At 52.0% G+C, this 15024-nt stretch carries 15 protein-coding genes; 8 read left to right on the plus strand and 7 right to left on the minus strand.

Annotated elements, in window-relative coordinates:
- Positions 1 to 56: 56 nt before the first annotated feature.
- A complete protein-coding gene (locus ACCD07_RS28310; RefSeq protein WP_413449266.1) occupies positions 57 to 296 on the plus strand; it encodes a helix-turn-helix transcriptional regulator in 240 nt (79 codons plus the stop codon).
- A gap of 250 nt (positions 297 to 546) precedes the next feature.
- Positions 547 to 1698 carry an inovirus-type Gp2 protein gene (locus tag ACCD07_RS28315; RefSeq protein WP_413449267.1) on the plus strand — a complete coding sequence of 384 codons (1152 nt, stop codon included), beginning with the start codon at positions 547 to 549 and terminating at the stop codon, positions 1696 to 1698.
- Positions 1699 to 1769: 71 nt separating this feature from the next.
- Here the strand turns inward: ACCD07_RS28315 and ACCD07_RS28320 are convergent, their stop codons facing one another.
- On the minus strand, positions 1770 to 2720 hold the full coding sequence (locus tag ACCD07_RS28320) for a toxin-antitoxin system YwqK family antitoxin (RefSeq protein ID WP_413449268.1): 951 nt from the start codon (positions 2718 to 2720) through the stop codon (positions 1770 to 1772).
- A gap of 188 nt (positions 2721 to 2908) precedes the next feature.
- On the opposite strand from ACCD07_RS28320, the gene ACCD07_RS28325 reads away from it, so the two are divergent.
- Positions 2909 to 3235 carry a helix-turn-helix domain-containing protein gene (locus tag ACCD07_RS28325; protein ID WP_413449269.1) on the plus strand — a complete coding sequence of 109 codons (327 nt, stop codon included), beginning with the start codon at positions 2909 to 2911 and terminating at the stop codon, positions 3233 to 3235.
- Positions 3236 to 3281: 46 nt separating this feature from the next.
- On the opposite strand, the gene ACCD07_RS28330 is transcribed toward ACCD07_RS28325, so the two are convergent.
- Positions 3282 to 3848, minus strand: a complete 567-nt coding sequence (locus ACCD07_RS28330) for a recombinase family protein (RefSeq protein WP_413449270.1) — start codon at positions 3846 to 3848, stop codon at positions 3282 to 3284.
- A 211-nt stretch (positions 3849 to 4059) separates the two neighbouring features.
- On the opposite strand from ACCD07_RS28330, the gene ACCD07_RS28335 reads away from it, so the two are divergent.
- Both ACCD07_RS28335 and ACCD07_RS28340 read left to right on the plus strand, forming a co-directional pair.
- Entirely contained in the window at positions 4060 to 4542 is a 483-nt protein-coding gene (locus ACCD07_RS28335; protein WP_413449271.1) for a hypothetical protein, read from the plus strand.
- A 142-nt stretch (positions 4543 to 4684) separates the two neighbouring features.
- On the plus strand, positions 4685 to 6010 hold the full coding sequence (locus ACCD07_RS28340) for a phospholipase D-like domain-containing protein (RefSeq protein ID WP_413449272.1): 1326 nt from the start codon (positions 4685 to 4687) through the stop codon (positions 6008 to 6010).
- Here ACCD07_RS28340 and ACCD07_RS28345 read toward each other — a convergent pair.
- The 3 genes from ACCD07_RS28345 to ACCD07_RS28355 form a co-directional block, all read right to left on the minus strand.
- Positions 6007 to 8808 (minus strand): DNA methyltransferase, encoded by a 2802-nt coding sequence (locus ACCD07_RS28345; protein ID WP_413449273.1) that lies wholly within the window; start codon positions 8806 to 8808, stop codon positions 6007 to 6009. The genes ACCD07_RS28340 and ACCD07_RS28345 overlap by 4 nt on opposite strands.
- Positions 8809 to 8980: 172 nt before the next feature.
- Positions 8981 to 9940 (minus strand): DUF932 domain-containing protein, encoded by a 960-nt coding sequence (locus tag ACCD07_RS28350; protein WP_413449274.1) that lies wholly within the window; start codon positions 9938 to 9940, stop codon positions 8981 to 8983.
- A 126-nt stretch (positions 9941 to 10066) separates the two neighbouring features.
- Positions 10067 to 10429: a hypothetical protein gene (locus tag ACCD07_RS28355; protein ID WP_413449275.1), complete on the minus strand. Its 363-nt coding sequence runs from the start codon at positions 10427 to 10429 to the stop codon at positions 10067 to 10069.
- Between the two features lie 284 nt (positions 10430 to 10713).
- Between ACCD07_RS28355 and ACCD07_RS28360 the strand changes: the two genes are divergently transcribed.
- The 3 genes from ACCD07_RS28360 to ACCD07_RS28370 all read left to right on the plus strand — a co-directional run bounded on the left by ACCD07_RS28360 (position 10714) and on the right by ACCD07_RS28370 (position 12942).
- Entirely contained in the window at positions 10714 to 11481 is a 768-nt protein-coding gene (locus ACCD07_RS28360; RefSeq protein WP_413449276.1) for an RES family NAD+ phosphorylase, read from the plus strand.
- A gap of 56 nt (positions 11482 to 11537) precedes the next feature.
- A complete protein-coding gene (locus ACCD07_RS28365; RefSeq protein WP_413449277.1) occupies positions 11538 to 12350 on the plus strand; it encodes a hypothetical protein in 813 nt (270 codons plus the stop codon).
- A gap of 280 nt (positions 12351 to 12630) precedes the next feature.
- Positions 12631 to 12942: a HigA family addiction module antitoxin gene (locus ACCD07_RS28370; RefSeq protein WP_413449278.1), complete on the plus strand. Its 312-nt coding sequence runs from the start codon at positions 12631 to 12633 to the stop codon at positions 12940 to 12942.
- A 12-nt stretch (positions 12943 to 12954) separates the two neighbouring features.
- On the opposite strand, the gene ACCD07_RS28375 is transcribed toward ACCD07_RS28370, so the two are convergent.
- Positions 12955 to 13887: an SMP-30/gluconolactonase/LRE family protein gene (locus ACCD07_RS28375; protein ID WP_413449279.1), complete on the minus strand. Its 933-nt coding sequence runs from the start codon at positions 13885 to 13887 to the stop codon at positions 12955 to 12957.
- Positions 13888 to 13989: 102 nt separating this feature from the next.
- Positions 13990 to 14979 carry a diguanylate cyclase domain-containing protein gene (locus tag ACCD07_RS28380; RefSeq protein WP_176655846.1) on the minus strand — a complete coding sequence of 330 codons (990 nt, stop codon included), beginning with the start codon at positions 14977 to 14979 and terminating at the stop codon, positions 13990 to 13992.
- Positions 14980 to 15024 lie beyond the last annotated feature (45 nt).

A 15024-nucleotide genomic window follows, 5' to 3' on the forward strand; every position in this document is an offset into this window, starting at 1 on the left:
CTAAGAACTTGGTAGATCATGGCTTCGTTCCCACTAAGTCCTACGAGGTCTACCAAATGCCAGACAACTCCCAAAGTGCAGTGACGATACTGCGGCGTAAACAGGTTCAAGCGCGCACCGGGCTTCCCGTGTCCACCATGTATTGCATGATGGACAAGAATTCGCCTTATTACGATCCCACGTTCCCAACGCAGATCCGCTTGTCTTCCTCCTCAGTAGGTTGGATTGAATCCGAAGTAGAAGCTTGGATCGAAGGGCGGATACGTATTAGCCGGGAAGGTGGGTGCAGGAAGTGATTGCAGCTAACACCACTGCTACGAGATACGCGATCACCCTACAACTTGTGCGTTTTTCCTAATCTTGTAGATTTTTTCCGGCGGATGGTTCGCAGAGATGACGACATAACTATGCAGATGTCGTGCTTCATGAAATCTTCGATATTGCGGACACAACTTTAAAGAAATCAGCGCATTTTCGCGAAGATCGTTAGAGCATTGAATTTGGTTATTTATAATTTACAGTAAGAGAGTGTACAGAGCGTGAGCAATGAAGACGAATATCAATGATGAAGAATCCCTATCGGCTATAACTACGGAAGGTCATCCAAAAGATCTAGTCGCGATCTACAATGCTATTAGCTCAGATGCCAATTTCGCTGACATAGAAATAGAAGGCGATCCACCTGGGCTATATGCAGACAGGTTAGAAAGAATGATCTGCGAGATAGAGCTTTTTGTAAGGCGTGTTCTAATTAATGATGAGGTAGCATTTAAGATTGAAAAGGATAGAAACGGTAATGACTTAGTCAGGGCCCGCTATCTAGGTCGAAAGATAAAAATGTTCGATAAGTTCTTGAGCATTAAGTCTGACGTTTTTGAATTCAGTGAGCATGTAAAAATATTCTTTAGAGCCTGCGACTCGATGAGATTGCATATGGGATATTTCGAAAATCCATTCGATCTAAATAGAAATAAATCTGAAATTATCAAGGCCAGTCGCTTCAATCAGCTTTGCACTGAAATCCGAAGAGATGGTAGAAGTAAAGCAACTCGAAAAAAAATAGCTGATAGAAAGTATAGCTTTACTCGAAACTATAAATCTTGTCTTAAATATGAGGAAAATTTATTCTTAAGGTATTCACGGTTATTAGTCCTTCGTTTGGATTTTGGCTACTGGAAGGGTTTGAGTAAAACCATCTCTTTAGAAGAAGCTAGACGTCATTTGGCAAAGTTCCACAACAGCAAAAGATGGAATTCCATATTTGAGAATGTTGTTGGTTATATTTGGAAGATAGAGTACGGGGAAAGAAAAGGTTACCATTTCCACCTGATATTTTTCTGCGATGGTGCAAAGGTTCAAAATGATAATTATCTGGCTTGGCAGATAGGGAAGTACTGGGAGGGAAACGTTTCGGAAAATAAAGGAACTCATTTCAACTGTAACCGTAGCAAAACCCGCTACAAGCGTTGTGGTATCGGTATGGTAAGCCATTTCGATGTGGAAAAGCGCGCAATATTTTTATCGGAAGTTGTGAGTTATCTTTGTAAAAAAGAGCAGTATTTGAAGTTGAAATTGAATTCGAAAATCAAGACTATTGGCAAGGGTATCGTTGCGGAGAGGAGTCAAAGTGGTGCAGGGCGACCGCGTTCTAGGGAAATAAATCGTCCAGAAAAAAATGTATTGGAAATAAGTTATTAGTGAAGACATAGCCAAACTCGATTGTTCAGCTATGTCTCCAAATATTGAAGAACAGTATTTTTGCTTACGAATTATTTTACCTCAATCCCATCTTGATATTTTCTTTCTTCGAGAACGCTTCCATTGTCGCCAATGTCTTGTACAGATCCGTGAAGTTTCCCGTCCTTGAAGTTTTCTATCTTTGAAACGTATAGAGTCTTTCCGTCGCTTCCTAGAGAGTATGTTTTTCTTTGGCCATCTAATTTTCCGTCTTTTAAATTGGATTCGGTGTATCCAGTTGAAAGATTTCCATTCGTTTGCAGTCCGGTAGCTTTGCCTTCGTTCCAGTTTAAATCTACAAAGACTTTTTGCCCCGTGCTATCAAGTTGCTTTTCGCGCCCGGTGGCTAATCCATTTTCCCAATTGAGATCGATTAAGATAACGGACCCGTCTTGACTCCAACGTTTTTCCGTACCATCTTTCTTCCCATTTTTGACATGAATTTCTGCTATTAGTTTGTTGGTTTCAGGGTTGTATACACGTTCGATGCCATCCTGAATTCCGTTCTTCCATTCCAGTTGGTGTTGCAAATTTCTCGTCTTAGGATCAATGATTCTTTGCGTTCCGTTCTTAATAGGGGGCTCCGTGGTTGCGATAGCCATCATGCCGCTCATCAGATCATTTAGCGCTACCTTGACCTCGGACTCCTTTTTATCTTGGAGGTAAGATAAATTGTAAGTGAAGTCGATGTCTCGCGATTTTTCGTTGTAGGTGAACGAATATTTTGCGCTGCACTGAGTTTGGTTTAGTTCAGAATTGCTGGTCAGCGTTTTTATATTGCTCAAATTCGGCTTCCCCGACAGGGCCGCATTCATTTCGTTGTACCAAACTGCGTTGCTAAGGTGCGACTGTATGATAGATAAAGCGTTTTCTTTCACTTTATCTCCGTTGCAGTCCATTTTGTTACTACAGGCCTGCAATGAAAGCGTGGCTGCGAAGAGTACTAATATTGGACGATATTTTTGAAGAGTTGTAGTTTTCACGATAATTCCGTTTATCAAGGTTGTAAATGGGAAAACTTATGCGGGATGCTCGATTTGCAAATAGTTCTGGTCACGAGCTTGCAAACTCAGCAATGATTGATCTATAGCAACGCAATCCTACCAATTCGGTAGCATGGCGGCAAGCTGAAACGACGACTATCTTTTTCTTTCGGGTCTGAAGGCAGAAGATGTCCATATTGGGAAAGCGGCTCAAGGATGCGCGGCTTAAAAAAGGCCTGTCACAGGAGCAAGTTGGCCTTCGGGCAGGTCTTGAAGTGGAAAGCGCCAGTGCTAGGATGAACCGATATGAGCGGGGGACAAGGGTGCCCAGCGTCGAATTGGTGGAACGGATTGCGGAGGTGTTGGATGTGCCTCTTACCTACTTCTACGCCGCAGAAGAGGACGAAGCAAAGTTGGTGGTTCTGTTCTACCGAATGTCCAGCAATAACAAAAATAAGATTCTGGATGTCGCGGAGACGTTTTCAACCTCAGAGGAAGCGGGGCATGGGAGATAGCAACTCCTACTGATTTTTTTGCGGCATAATTTTGTAATCCAATCGATCATGCGGCCGATTTTAGTATTCGATACACCGACGCGATTCCAATGGAGCAGGCGTCTGCGATTTCCTGCTTGGTTAGCCCCTTCGCGTATAGAGAGAGAACTTTTGTGCTTTTCGCTCTGGCCGTTGGCGCGCGACCGGCGTAGACCCCTCGCTCCTTGGCAGCGGCGATGCCAACTTTTTGACGTTCCAGCATATTTTCCCGTTCGAACTGAGCGATTGACGCAAACAAGTTGAATGTGAGCCGACCGGACGGAGTAGCCGTGTCGATTGCTAAGTCCAGGATGCGAATGGAAGCACCAGCAGCAGCAACCTTCGATTCAATCTCGATCATGTGAATCATTGAGCGTGCCGCCCGTGACAGGCTGCTAAACGCGAGCACGTCGTTAGCTTTGAGCCGGACAAGCACCTTTGAAAACTCAACCCGGTCCTGCATTTTGACGCTGCTGATTTGTTCTTGGTAGATCGTCTGGTCAGTGCAACCAGCCTCTTTTAGCTTCGCGATCTGATCCGCGAGCCCGGCGACCTGTTCAACAGTCGAGGTGCGGGCGTAGCCATAAATCGTCATGGTAATTCCTTTTATCAATAGGTTTTAGGTGTTGAGAGATTATCAATGATGTCTGGAGTGCAGACCGTCTTTGATAGTTTTTGCGGGGGAGGATGACTCGCATCACTAGGCCCTGCCTGTGTGATAGCAGCGGCTCTCGGGGTGCTTATTGACTCACGCTGATACAATGCCCGATCACTCTCAGCCATTCCGGTATATGCCTCCACTTCACATGAATCATGCACAGCTCAGCCGATACATCACGGCGCTCCACGAGGCGGCACATGCGTTTGTCGTCCACAGGTCTGAACATTGGCAAATCAATGATCCTGCCGTGACTTTCCCTGATCCGAGTACGAGACATCTGGCCCGAGCTCATTTTGGTCCTAAAGAGAAGCAATCTCTTTGGACTAAGGAGAAAACTAGGGAGTTCGTCAAGATTGGCTTTGCAGGAGTACACGGTCAGAATCTAATTGAAGAGGAAATGCTACTGTCAGTTTTAACATCGACTACCGCCGGTTGCGAAGATGACATTGCGAGTGTTGACGACCAAGCGCACGCGGTAGGGATTGAGGCTGAGGTTGATGATTTGTTAATTGAGTCGTTTGACCTCGTTACAAACAATCAAGAAGACATCCATAAGCTTGCGCAAGTGATTTACAACGCCACTACAAACGTGTCGCGTGCTGACTTACTGAAGGCCCTGCTCTATTGAGAGTCCTGAGAGGGGGCGAGCTGGAGGAACCTAAATTCAGGGCGGACGACGGCCGAGCTTAGTATGATATTTTTAATAATCACGGCTGGTGTATTTCCCCAGTACAATGTGATTATTATTGACACTTCTCGGCGGGAATAAGATGCAGGTAAATTTCATTGCTCAACCGCAACAGCAACTTGGGGTCCTGTTACAGGCATCGCTAGCGGCACCTGCAAAACCGACACGAGTGACAATTGTGTCGGCCTTCGCTTCGCTTCAGGCTGTCTTACGCTTGAAGACACGGCTCCGCGAATTACATGCTGACGACGCAGTCGTGCGCATCGTTGTCGGTGTGGATATGGGGGGAACCAGCCAAGAGGTCTTGCATGAGCTGGCTCAGTGGCCCGTTGAGGTATTTGTCTTTAAGAATCGTAAGAGTGGCGTCACCTTCCACCCGAAGCTATACGTTGTCGAATTCGCAGAGTCGGCCGAAATATTTCTCGGTTCGAACAATCTCACAGACGGAGGCCTCTACGGAAACTATGAGGGCGCCGTGCGCGTCACTTATGGATTTCCCGAGGATGATGTCGAGTTCGCGAAGGCGAAAGAGCAGCTTGCGAAGTTCATCGAACCCGGAGCACCGGTAGGTCGTCGGTTAGACGCGCCATACCTGGAAATTCTTAAGGCTAGAACCGAAATTCCAAGCGATGCAGAAGCACGCCTGCGGCGCAAGGCCGCGCGTGGGCAGTCGCCGGACAAAGCGGGTGCCGTTGAGGCCTTTGGCTTCGAATCGACACCCGGCCCAGCGATTCTGCCAGTTGAAGTGCAGGCCGTAGTAATGGCTGCTTTGCGTGATCAAATTGAAGGACTTGACGCGGCAAAAAAGAAGGCCAAGGCAGAACGCAAAGCGGCAGCGAAGGCGGCAGCGGCGGCGGGCATTGTGGAAGCAGGGGCCGAGCCGCCAGAGGCCGACAAGGATATCAGGAGCTTGGTGCCACTTGCACAGATTGTTCCCCAGGCGTTTTACTTAGAGCTGACTGCAACCCAGGGTGCTGAAGGCAAAATTCCCGGCGAACAACGAATTCCACTGGAAGCCATTAATTCTGCACAAGAATTTTGGGGTTGGCCTGATCATTACACGGAGAAAATCAATCCACGTAAGGGTCCAGATGCGCCTGGCGAAAAACGCGTCTACATTGAGTGGAAGCCACTGTGGCGCGTACGCTCGATTCACGACGCGGCCAAGGACGTGACGACCGGTGTTCGGATGTACTACTACGCAAACGTTTCAGATTTTCGCTTTCACTCTGGCGCACTTGTTAATTGGGCAAAAGCTGGTGACATAGTTCGAATTATTCGATGCGACGATGCAGCCTATGTTTTTGACTGCGCATTAGCGCTGTCCGGCACGCCAGAACACGCGGAATGGAAAGCCCAATGCACTGCCAGCAGTGAGCGATCCCCTCGCGTATTTGGCTTCTCTTAATTCTTCCGAAGCCGCAGCACAACGTTTTCGGTTATCGCATTTTTGATGTGAACAAGATTTTCCGTCGTAACTGAGATGTCGATTCGCGGCAGCGGCGTAAAGCCGCGCGCCGCTCCGATAGCCTCAATCAAGTCGGTGGAAGGGATCCGAACGTCCACCCCATCTATAGTCATTTTGCTGTCACCAATTACGATCATTGCTTGCGCGCCCGGCTTACAGACTCTGTAAACTTGTTCCAGCACTGCGTCCATATCTTTCAAAAATCTATGCATAAGGGCAGGCATGTTTTGCTTACGAAAACCGGAGTCTGTCGAGACATCAAGCGAACGATGCAGCCCCCGAATAAACTCCAGGCATTGGACGGGCAAGTCATCGCTATGCAAGAAATCGTTTTCCAACGTTCGTTTTGTCGTGGCGGTAAGTTCACGGCTTCCAATCAGTGCGTGTTCAATGGGACGCCGCTGTGTTCCCCCAAGTCCGAACAGTGCTAAAAGCGATAGCCTATCAGTATCAATGTAAGGAAGAGCCATCGCGTATGGTGGACTCGTCAACACTAAATCAACGGAATTGGCAGATAAGCCTAGCGCATCGTAAGTTGAGATTTCCCGATTGTCGCCCCTCACCACGCTTGAACGGAAAAATTCGTTCGGCGCATAGCCTTTTACCTTCCAGAATTTCTCAATTCGACCAAACTGGACTGCAAGTTGATCTTTGAACAAAGAAAGCACATCGGCATCATCTAATAGTGATTTACGATATCGAATGCGCAGGTCTGTTGGCTCTTGCTGAGACACGTCACGGATTATGCTGCTAAGCACAACTTCGAGAAAATCCCGCACCGCCCCGCTGCTTCCCGAACGAATTATTCCAAGCAGCCAGTTTACCTTTTTAGCGACAGGCTCCGCAAACCATCGCTGGATTTCGTCCAGGCAGTCAGACGGGAACTGATCTAAATTCCCCGGAAATTCATCGGGCGCGGCCTCTATTGCTTCGACAACCGCAGACACGACCTCGGTCAATAGGTCAGGATTTACCTCAACAATCGATGTTTTGGCACGCGCGATTTGTGCGGCCAACGGATTCAGATCACACCCAAAAGTCGTGTAACCGTTCAAATGTCCTTCAAGCAGCGTCGTTCCGCTACCGCAGAACGGATCGAGAATTTTCGCCCCCTGAGGCAAATGCAATTGATTTATCAACCCCTTCGCGAGCTGCGGATAGAATTTGCCCTTGTAAGCATGAAGTCCATGAGTGACGTATTTCGGGTCTTTGCGGGCTCCGGGATTACTCGCCATCCCGTTTTCCAAGATGGCTTGCCAAGTAGGTTCCTTATGGCCGCCAGGATAGGAAATTTGATGAGTGAACACAAGGCGTCGTGCCGACAGGAGCGCTTGCACGTCAGCCGCTTTTTTTGTGCCCGTTACATGCTTAGTTTCGCGCAGCGTTTCACCAGTCTCCCCCTGACGTAAGAGTTCCTCATAGGGCCACAATTTGTAAGGCGGTAAGTCCAAGCCGACGATAGTTTTGCTCGCTGCCTTTCGAAGGATGAGCAGACTTTCGGACGCCGCACGCCGCCCAGCGGCGGCAAAGGAGCGCTTGGTCTTGTGTAGCCGCCTTTCGACTATGCAATTTCTATCGAAACCATACTCGGTTGCCTTTTCAGCCAAAAGACGAGCAGTGTCGAACGTCTCACCGTTGTAAACCGAGTCACCGATGACCAGTACAGCGTACCGCCCCGGTTTCAGCACTCGACTGATTCCACTTATAGCCTTGAGCATGTCTGAGAAGTAGCTATCAAAGCCACTAGATTCACGTTGATGCTTTAGATGCGACCCAATCTCAATTTTCCCTAGCGCGACCGGATCAAAGCCCAGCCACAGCAGGCGGAAACGATGGTACAAATGGTAGTCGGTAGCGTTTCCATATGGCGGGGAGGTCATAACGAAATCCACTGAATTGTCAGCGATGTCAGTCGCAGCAAGGTTCCGTACATCACCAGTCAGGAAGCTCGAAACGCCGTACCTTGTCGCGGGCGCGTTGCGTGCCACGGATTTCATTACGGACTCAAATTCCTTGATGTATTTTCTAGTTGTTTCGCCGACTAGGACTTCGCGAGGCACGCTCTTATATCGAGTCTCTGAATCTTGGAATGATGCCGACAATACCGTGCGTGACAGAGCAAGCAAAGCGATGTTCCGAGCAGTCTCGTTTTCCAAGCGCGTAATTCTAAAACGGATGTGAGAGAGTTCCCCAAACGCAGCGTCTGAAAACCACTTTTCGCGATTTGCGATGGTTGGGGCGTATGTGAGATATTTTTCAACCAGTTCGTTGGAATCGCTAGGTAGGGAATCAAGCAAAGCCCGAAGCGCACCATGTAGAAGGTGAAGTTCAGCGGCCGACTCTGGTGCAACGCGTGCAGTCTTAACTTTACCGATTAGCGCCGCAACGGGATTTGCATCTATGCTTACGGCTCGCCTTCCTAGGCGAATGGATTCGAGCGCAGTCGTTCCGCTTCCGCCAAATGGATCGAAGACGAGTTCCCCTCGTGAGCTGAGCAAGGAAACGAACGTCCCCGGCAGTTGTGGAATAAACTTTGCCGGGTACGGATGTAGATCATGGCCGAGAAATCGTGTGTCGTCGTCAGTGAAGCCCAAATCGAGGCTTCCGAGGTGTTCAAAAGCCACATCGGGGTCTCCGACATGTAACGGAAGCTCGGCATACTGAGGGGCGATAACATCATCATCCATGGATGAGAACGCTGAGAGTTGTGCTTGTGTTTGTGGTTTGGATGCGCGCATTATTTTCCTTTTCTGGGATTATAGAGAAAACCCAGATTGCTGTCCAAGGATACTGCGCCAACCAACTGACTTTACCCGTCAGCCGTTTAGCGCATCTTGATTTGGGGGAGGGGAAGCCTCTAAAAGAGGTTGGTTCGTATTTGAGTGCCAGACCTCTTCGCCATCGAAGCCCTCAGGCAATCATGATGAGCGCCTGTTCGAGCGCCTTCTGCTTGAGGGCAGCACCTTGACCAAACCATGCCGATTCGAGACGATGAGCAGCACTCCGTGCGCGACGCTCGTGATCGACAAACTCTGTGATAGCGTTCAGTAGGCCAAACGCCGTCCCTTTCGAGGACGCTAATTCGGCGCCCTTTCCATGACCATCAAATAGCGCCATGACCTTTGCCATTGCTCGCTCGTTTGTATTCTGAGAAGTCGTTTTGTCGAGATTCGAAAAGACACGATGGACGTAGTTAGCCGCCTCATTTGCCATCACTCGTCGCTCACTCAAACCTTTCATTCTGTACATAAACGTGTCCCAGGTTGCGACGGATATCCCGAGTTGACGCTTGACTGATTGCGGATCGAACGATGTGTTGTGTGGAACTTTCACCGCACCTGTGCTACTGCCCAGCGCAACGGCCAGCGTGTTATTGCAGACAACTCGGATGCTGGTAAACTGCGCTGTCGTCGCCAGCGTTCCATCGCATCCAGTGGCAAGAAGCACGTAGGCGTTTGTCACGTCATTGCCCCTGAGCGCGGACGATTGCCCCGTCCGCGCGAGTGCCCATACTTTTCGACCACCCTTCAATATTCCAGCGGTCTCGAGCTCGAACCCCGAGACTTCGGAAAGATCGCGGTAGAACTCAAGAATCTCGCTAGGCTGGACCACCTTGTAGCGCTGACTTACCACAGATAGAGGCGAGTTCGTGTCGGAGCGAAATAGCACTTTATTTTCTGGAAAGGACTGGATTGTGCCGGAGTTACCGACTTCGCTAGCCATGAAGCGCACAGGCGCTTCTCGGATCTGCCAGTCCATACCAGCCTGCTTCGCCCATATTTCGATGGACTCGTTTGCAGCAAGTTGATTGCCTAATCCATGCCATGGAATTGCTCCGACGTAGGCCATTTGTTCAAGAAGATGTGCCATGATAATTTTCCTTTTTTATGATTTTTGAGTAATGCGGCTAGTTAGACTTGCTACCTTCATGCAGGCTAAGTGATCTGCAAGGTAGCTATTGCCAATCGCTGACGCCAGGCGGGACGCGACTTGCTTTTATTTGCTGAACTTCAGGCCGCAAGACAGGCAAAGGTGATCATCTAAGACATTCTCATCAACGACGCGTCCAACGCGCGCACCTGCGATACCACCAACGGCCCCGCCTGCAAGCCCTCCGATGATCGCTCCGGCTATGCCTCCAAATAGTGCGCCCAGGGGGCCCGCAATTATCCCGGCGGCTGCTCCAATTTCTGCGCCGCTCATCGCACCGGTGGCACCGCTTGCAGCGCCAGCAACGCCCCCTACGGCGCCGCCTAATTTTCGAGCGCGGCCCATTGATTGAATACGCTGGGAGCGGCAATCCGGGCAGATTAATGTATGACCATTGTCAGCGACCAAGGTGTGAGAATTTTGATTCATGTAAATTTCCTAGTGTGGAGTCGATCGATCGGCAACGTCAAAGTCGCCAAATAAGCGTGACTGGTTCAATCACAGTTTAGGAATATGTATCTGAATTTTTCTTGAATCGAGGCATCAGCCGCAGCATCGCAGCGAGGTAAGTATTTGGCAGTTCAGATCGGGTATCGAAAATTCGCCGCATACGCTGTTGGCAATTTTGAGGGAGAAGGCAGCAGCGTCGGCTGGTAAGTGATCTGAAAGGAAACTGCTATGATTGGTTTTTCGTAAGCTACTTCAAAGCAGACATGCCAAAGCACTTCAAGTCTTGGTGGGATTTCATGTCGTTCTCGCACGCGGTAACGTACAAATCGCGGTTCGTTCACGATAAAGTTATAGAGGCGTTTCTCGATACCCTCTACCAGTCCAGTAAGACTCGGCATCGTCGCATTTCGAAGGATAAATGTGTCTGGCGGGCGCAGCTGGGTGCAACGACGGTCGATATGGAGCAGGATGGGGTTGAATACACCGACCCTGCTCCGTATCCTGCGAAGCGCATGAAGCCTTTGGCCCATGCAGCGCAGGAAGGTAGGGTTAATCCCAAGGGAATACCTTGCCTTTACGTAGCGAATGACAAGGAAACCGCCATGTCGGAAGTTCGACCAGCTGTGGGCTCGGAAGTCTCACTGGCACAGCTAATGCTGAATCGCGAAGTCACCCTGGTTGACTTTTCGGCTGGGCATGACGATGAGAGTACGCCATTTTTCTTCGAAGAGCCGCCGCCTAAAAAAAGGGAGAAGGCTATATGGACACAACTGGAACGTGCATTTTCAAAGCCAGTTGCCACCGATCATGCTACGGCCGAGTATGTGCCGACTCAGGTCATCGCCGAGTTCTTCAAGAAGAAGGGTTTTGACGGAGTGGTGTACAAAAGTCGGCTTGGACCAGGCTACAACATTGCCCTTTTCGATCTTGGCGTAGCCGACGTGATGAACGGCCAGTTATACACAGTGAAATCTGTTGATTTTGCCTTTGCATCAGCGGACAGAGGGTACAACGTGAACAAGAGTAGCTGACGGCCAGCGCGTGCTAGCACATCGCAACGGCAGCTATGTAATTGGAGGAGAAGAGGATGCGTAGAGAAGAAATACTGTTGGCTGAATCGATCCAAACGACTCTCGACGAAGCCCATCAAGCAGTCTTGCGGCTTCACGATTGTCAAGAGAGCGCCACCATAGACTCAATCGATGAGGATACTACACAGCAGGAAGCTCAAGAGCTCTTGGCCTTTTACATAGAAAAATTATACAGAGATACGGGGATCTTGGCAGAACGACTTGGCTTACCGATATTCGCGTCAGAGATAAATTCGGAACGTTCTAGAAATCTGTCAAAGTTTTCTAATAACAACTATACGCATCACGACATTGTGCCGCATGTGCCCCATCTGGTTCGTGTAAGAGGCCACTTTGAGTCTCTAAGGGCGATGACTGATGTCATGTCAACTACTGCTCACGACGTACTCAAAACCATGCTGCTGAACACAGGGAAATTGATTTCTCAGCGTAATCTGGATCCGAAATCGGAGGCAAGTGTAAGGAATGAAATGATGGAATTTCTGCGTATCGCTTTTGATGATGTTAGAAAAGACGTACCTATCCAAAAGCCGTTCAAGACATATCGAGCGGATATCGGTGTTCCGGCATTGAGAGCAGTTGCGGAGTACAAGTATGTCACTAGCGAGATCGAGATGAAAGCCTGCTTGGATGGCATCTACGCGGATATGAAAGGATATGGACAGGATGATGCTTGGCGCAATTTCTACGCGGTCTTCTATATGACAGGTCCGTTTTTCCGCCAGGAGGAGGTTGAACACGAGTTTGCCTTGGTGAATGCTGATGTCAACTGGATCCCAATCGTCGTGCAAGGGCCTGGATCGCGTTAGACATTGATTGGCCGCCATATGGAATCGCGTGCAGAGGCGGGCGGCCGAGTTGTCATGAATCGCAAACGTGGGTGCATACACTGAGTCTTAGGTACACGCTTTGGTACACGGTGCGAGATATGCGATGGAATTTCTAGGCAGAATGCGGGTCCTCACCATGTTCATCGCATTCTGCATCGTAAAACATCGGGGTCAGTGCCGATGCGTATCGACGGCGCCGGCTCCGCTCAGCGTAATGTAGTGATGTTGATGCGCGTGGCATTACGCACTACACTGAATCATGGCACGCATGTTTAATCCACCACATCCGGGGCTGACTTTACGGGATGACGTTCTGCCGGCACTTGGCTTGTCCGTAACGGAAGCGGCGCAGCAACTGGGCGTCAACCGCGTCACGCTGTCCCGTGTTCTCAATGGCCGCGCTGCAATTTCGCCAGAGATGGCTTTGCGAATCGAAGCATGGTTAGGCGTAGATCGCGGCGGTGAGGCCCGGCTGTGGCTCGCTGAGCAAAGCGCATACGATGTGTGGCAGGCTGCTCAGCGTTTCATTGATACACCGATGCAGGTGCAGCCAGCACCGCTGGCTGCCTGAAGTTCTTTCGACTTAATATGGCGAGCCGGTCACGTCCAGCGGGAGTTGCCACAGCGCGCCGGCGCCGGTGATGTAGAGGGTCTTGCCGTCGGCGCCGCCGAATGCGGCGTTGGTCACGTTGGCGTCGACCTTGATCGTGGCGATCTGCTTGCCGGCCGGCGTGAACACGCGCAAGCGCTGGTCGGTGTGCTCGGTCACATAGATGTTGCCGTGGCAGTCGACCGCCATGCCGTCCGGGATGCCCAGCTTCGCCACCAGGTCGCTGCCCTTCTGCGGCTTGCCGTCGACGATCTTGTAGGCGCGCAGCACGCCGTGGTCGCCCACCATGCCGTTCACGTACAGCACGTCACCTTTCGGCGACAGCGAGACGCCGTTCGGGTTCTTCAACGTGTCGTCCACCACCGTCACGCCGCCATCCTTTGCCACGCGGTACACGCGGGTCTTGTCCTGGCCGCCCGGCGCCGCTTCGCGCTGGAAATCCGGATCGCTGAAGTACAGCGTGCCGTCCTTGGTCATCGCCATGTCGTTCGGCGAATTGAAGACGTTGCCCTGGTACTTGCCGACCACATCGCTGCGCTTGCCGTCCAGCGTGTAGCGCGACACGCTCTTGTACTTGTGCGTCGCCGCCAGGATGTTGCCGTCGTTGTCCACCGCCAGGCCGTTGCTGCCGCTGTCCTCGATCAAGGTGCTGACCTTGCCCGACGCGTCGAGCTTGCGGATGCGCGAAGGGAAGCCGGGGCCGAAGGTGAAGTCCGAGAAGTACAAGGCGTCCTTGATCCATACCGGCCCTTCGTACAGCCCAGGTTCGGTGCGCGTGGAATTGGCGGCGGCGATGCGCGTCGCCACCAGGTCGCCCGACGGCGCCTTGCCGGTGCACGACGCGGCAAAGGTGGACGGTGCGGTCAGCACGGCGGCAAGAACGAGGGCGGAACGGAGCAGGGTCATGGCGGGCAGGCTTTCTGAAAAAGGACTGCCGCCGAGTCTAACACCGGTGCAAAGTTACCGCTATCATTTCATGCGCAGGCAGCTCTGGATAAGCGCCCCGGTTCAGGCGGCGCTGGCCTCGGGACGGTGGACGATCACGCAGTCGCGGCCCGCGTGCTTGGCCGCGTACAGGCAGCTGTCGGCGGCGGCCAGCATGGCGGCGGCGTCGGCCAGGCTGTCCTTGTCGAAGGTGGCCACGCCTATGCTCATCGTCACGTGCGGCCGGCCGGCGGCGGGCGCGTGGCTGATGCCCAGTGCGGCGATGCGGGCGCGGATGGTCTCGGCCACCTGCGCCGCCTGCTCCGGGCCGGTGTCCGGCAGCACGGCGGCGAATTCCTCGCCGCCGTAGCGCGCGGCCAGGTCGGCCGGCCGCTGCAGCGTGGCGGCAAAGGCTTCGGCCACCAGGGTCAGGCAGGCGTCGCCCTGCTGGTGGCCGAAGTGGTCGTTGTAGGCCTTGAACGAATCAATGTCCATCAGCAGCAGCGACAGCTGGCCGTTGTTGCGGTGCGCGCGCCGCAGCTCGCGGTCCAGCGCGACGTCGAAGTGGCGGCGGTTGGCGATGCCGGTCAGGCCGTCGACATACGATTGCGCGCGCAGCGCCTCGGCCGCGCCACGCAGCTGGCGTTCGCGGCCGACGGTGGTGCTGATGTCGCTGACTTCGATCAGGCAAAAGCGTTCCTTGCCTTCGCTGAACGGCGTCACCGACACCGCCTGCTCGATGCGCTCGCCGCCCCAGCTGCCGTCCGGATATAGCGGGAAGGGCGAGCGGTTCAGCGCCGGCGACAGCTGTTGCGGTTGCTTGCTTTGCATCGCGCTCTGCACCGCCTGCTCCAGCCGCTGGCCGCGCAGTTCGGGGAACAGCTCGAACAGCTCGCTGCCCAGCACGCGGTGCGCCGACATGCCCGAATGGCTGGACAGCCACTGGTTCCACATGACGATGCGCTGGTTGGCATCGAGCACCATCAATCCCAGCTTGGCCAGCGCGAGCACGCGGGTGGACAGGTGGGCGTGGCCGCCGGCGGCGGCCTGGGGAGCGGAGGTCGGTTCTTGCATGCGCGTTCCTGGCGGGACCAATAATCGTGCCACGATTATATGCGC

The sequence above is a fragment of the Duganella sp. Dugasp56 genome (assembly GCF_047304105.1).
GTDB classification, from domain to species: Bacteria; Pseudomonadota; Gammaproteobacteria; order Burkholderiales; family Burkholderiaceae_D; genus Rugamonas; species Rugamonas hordei.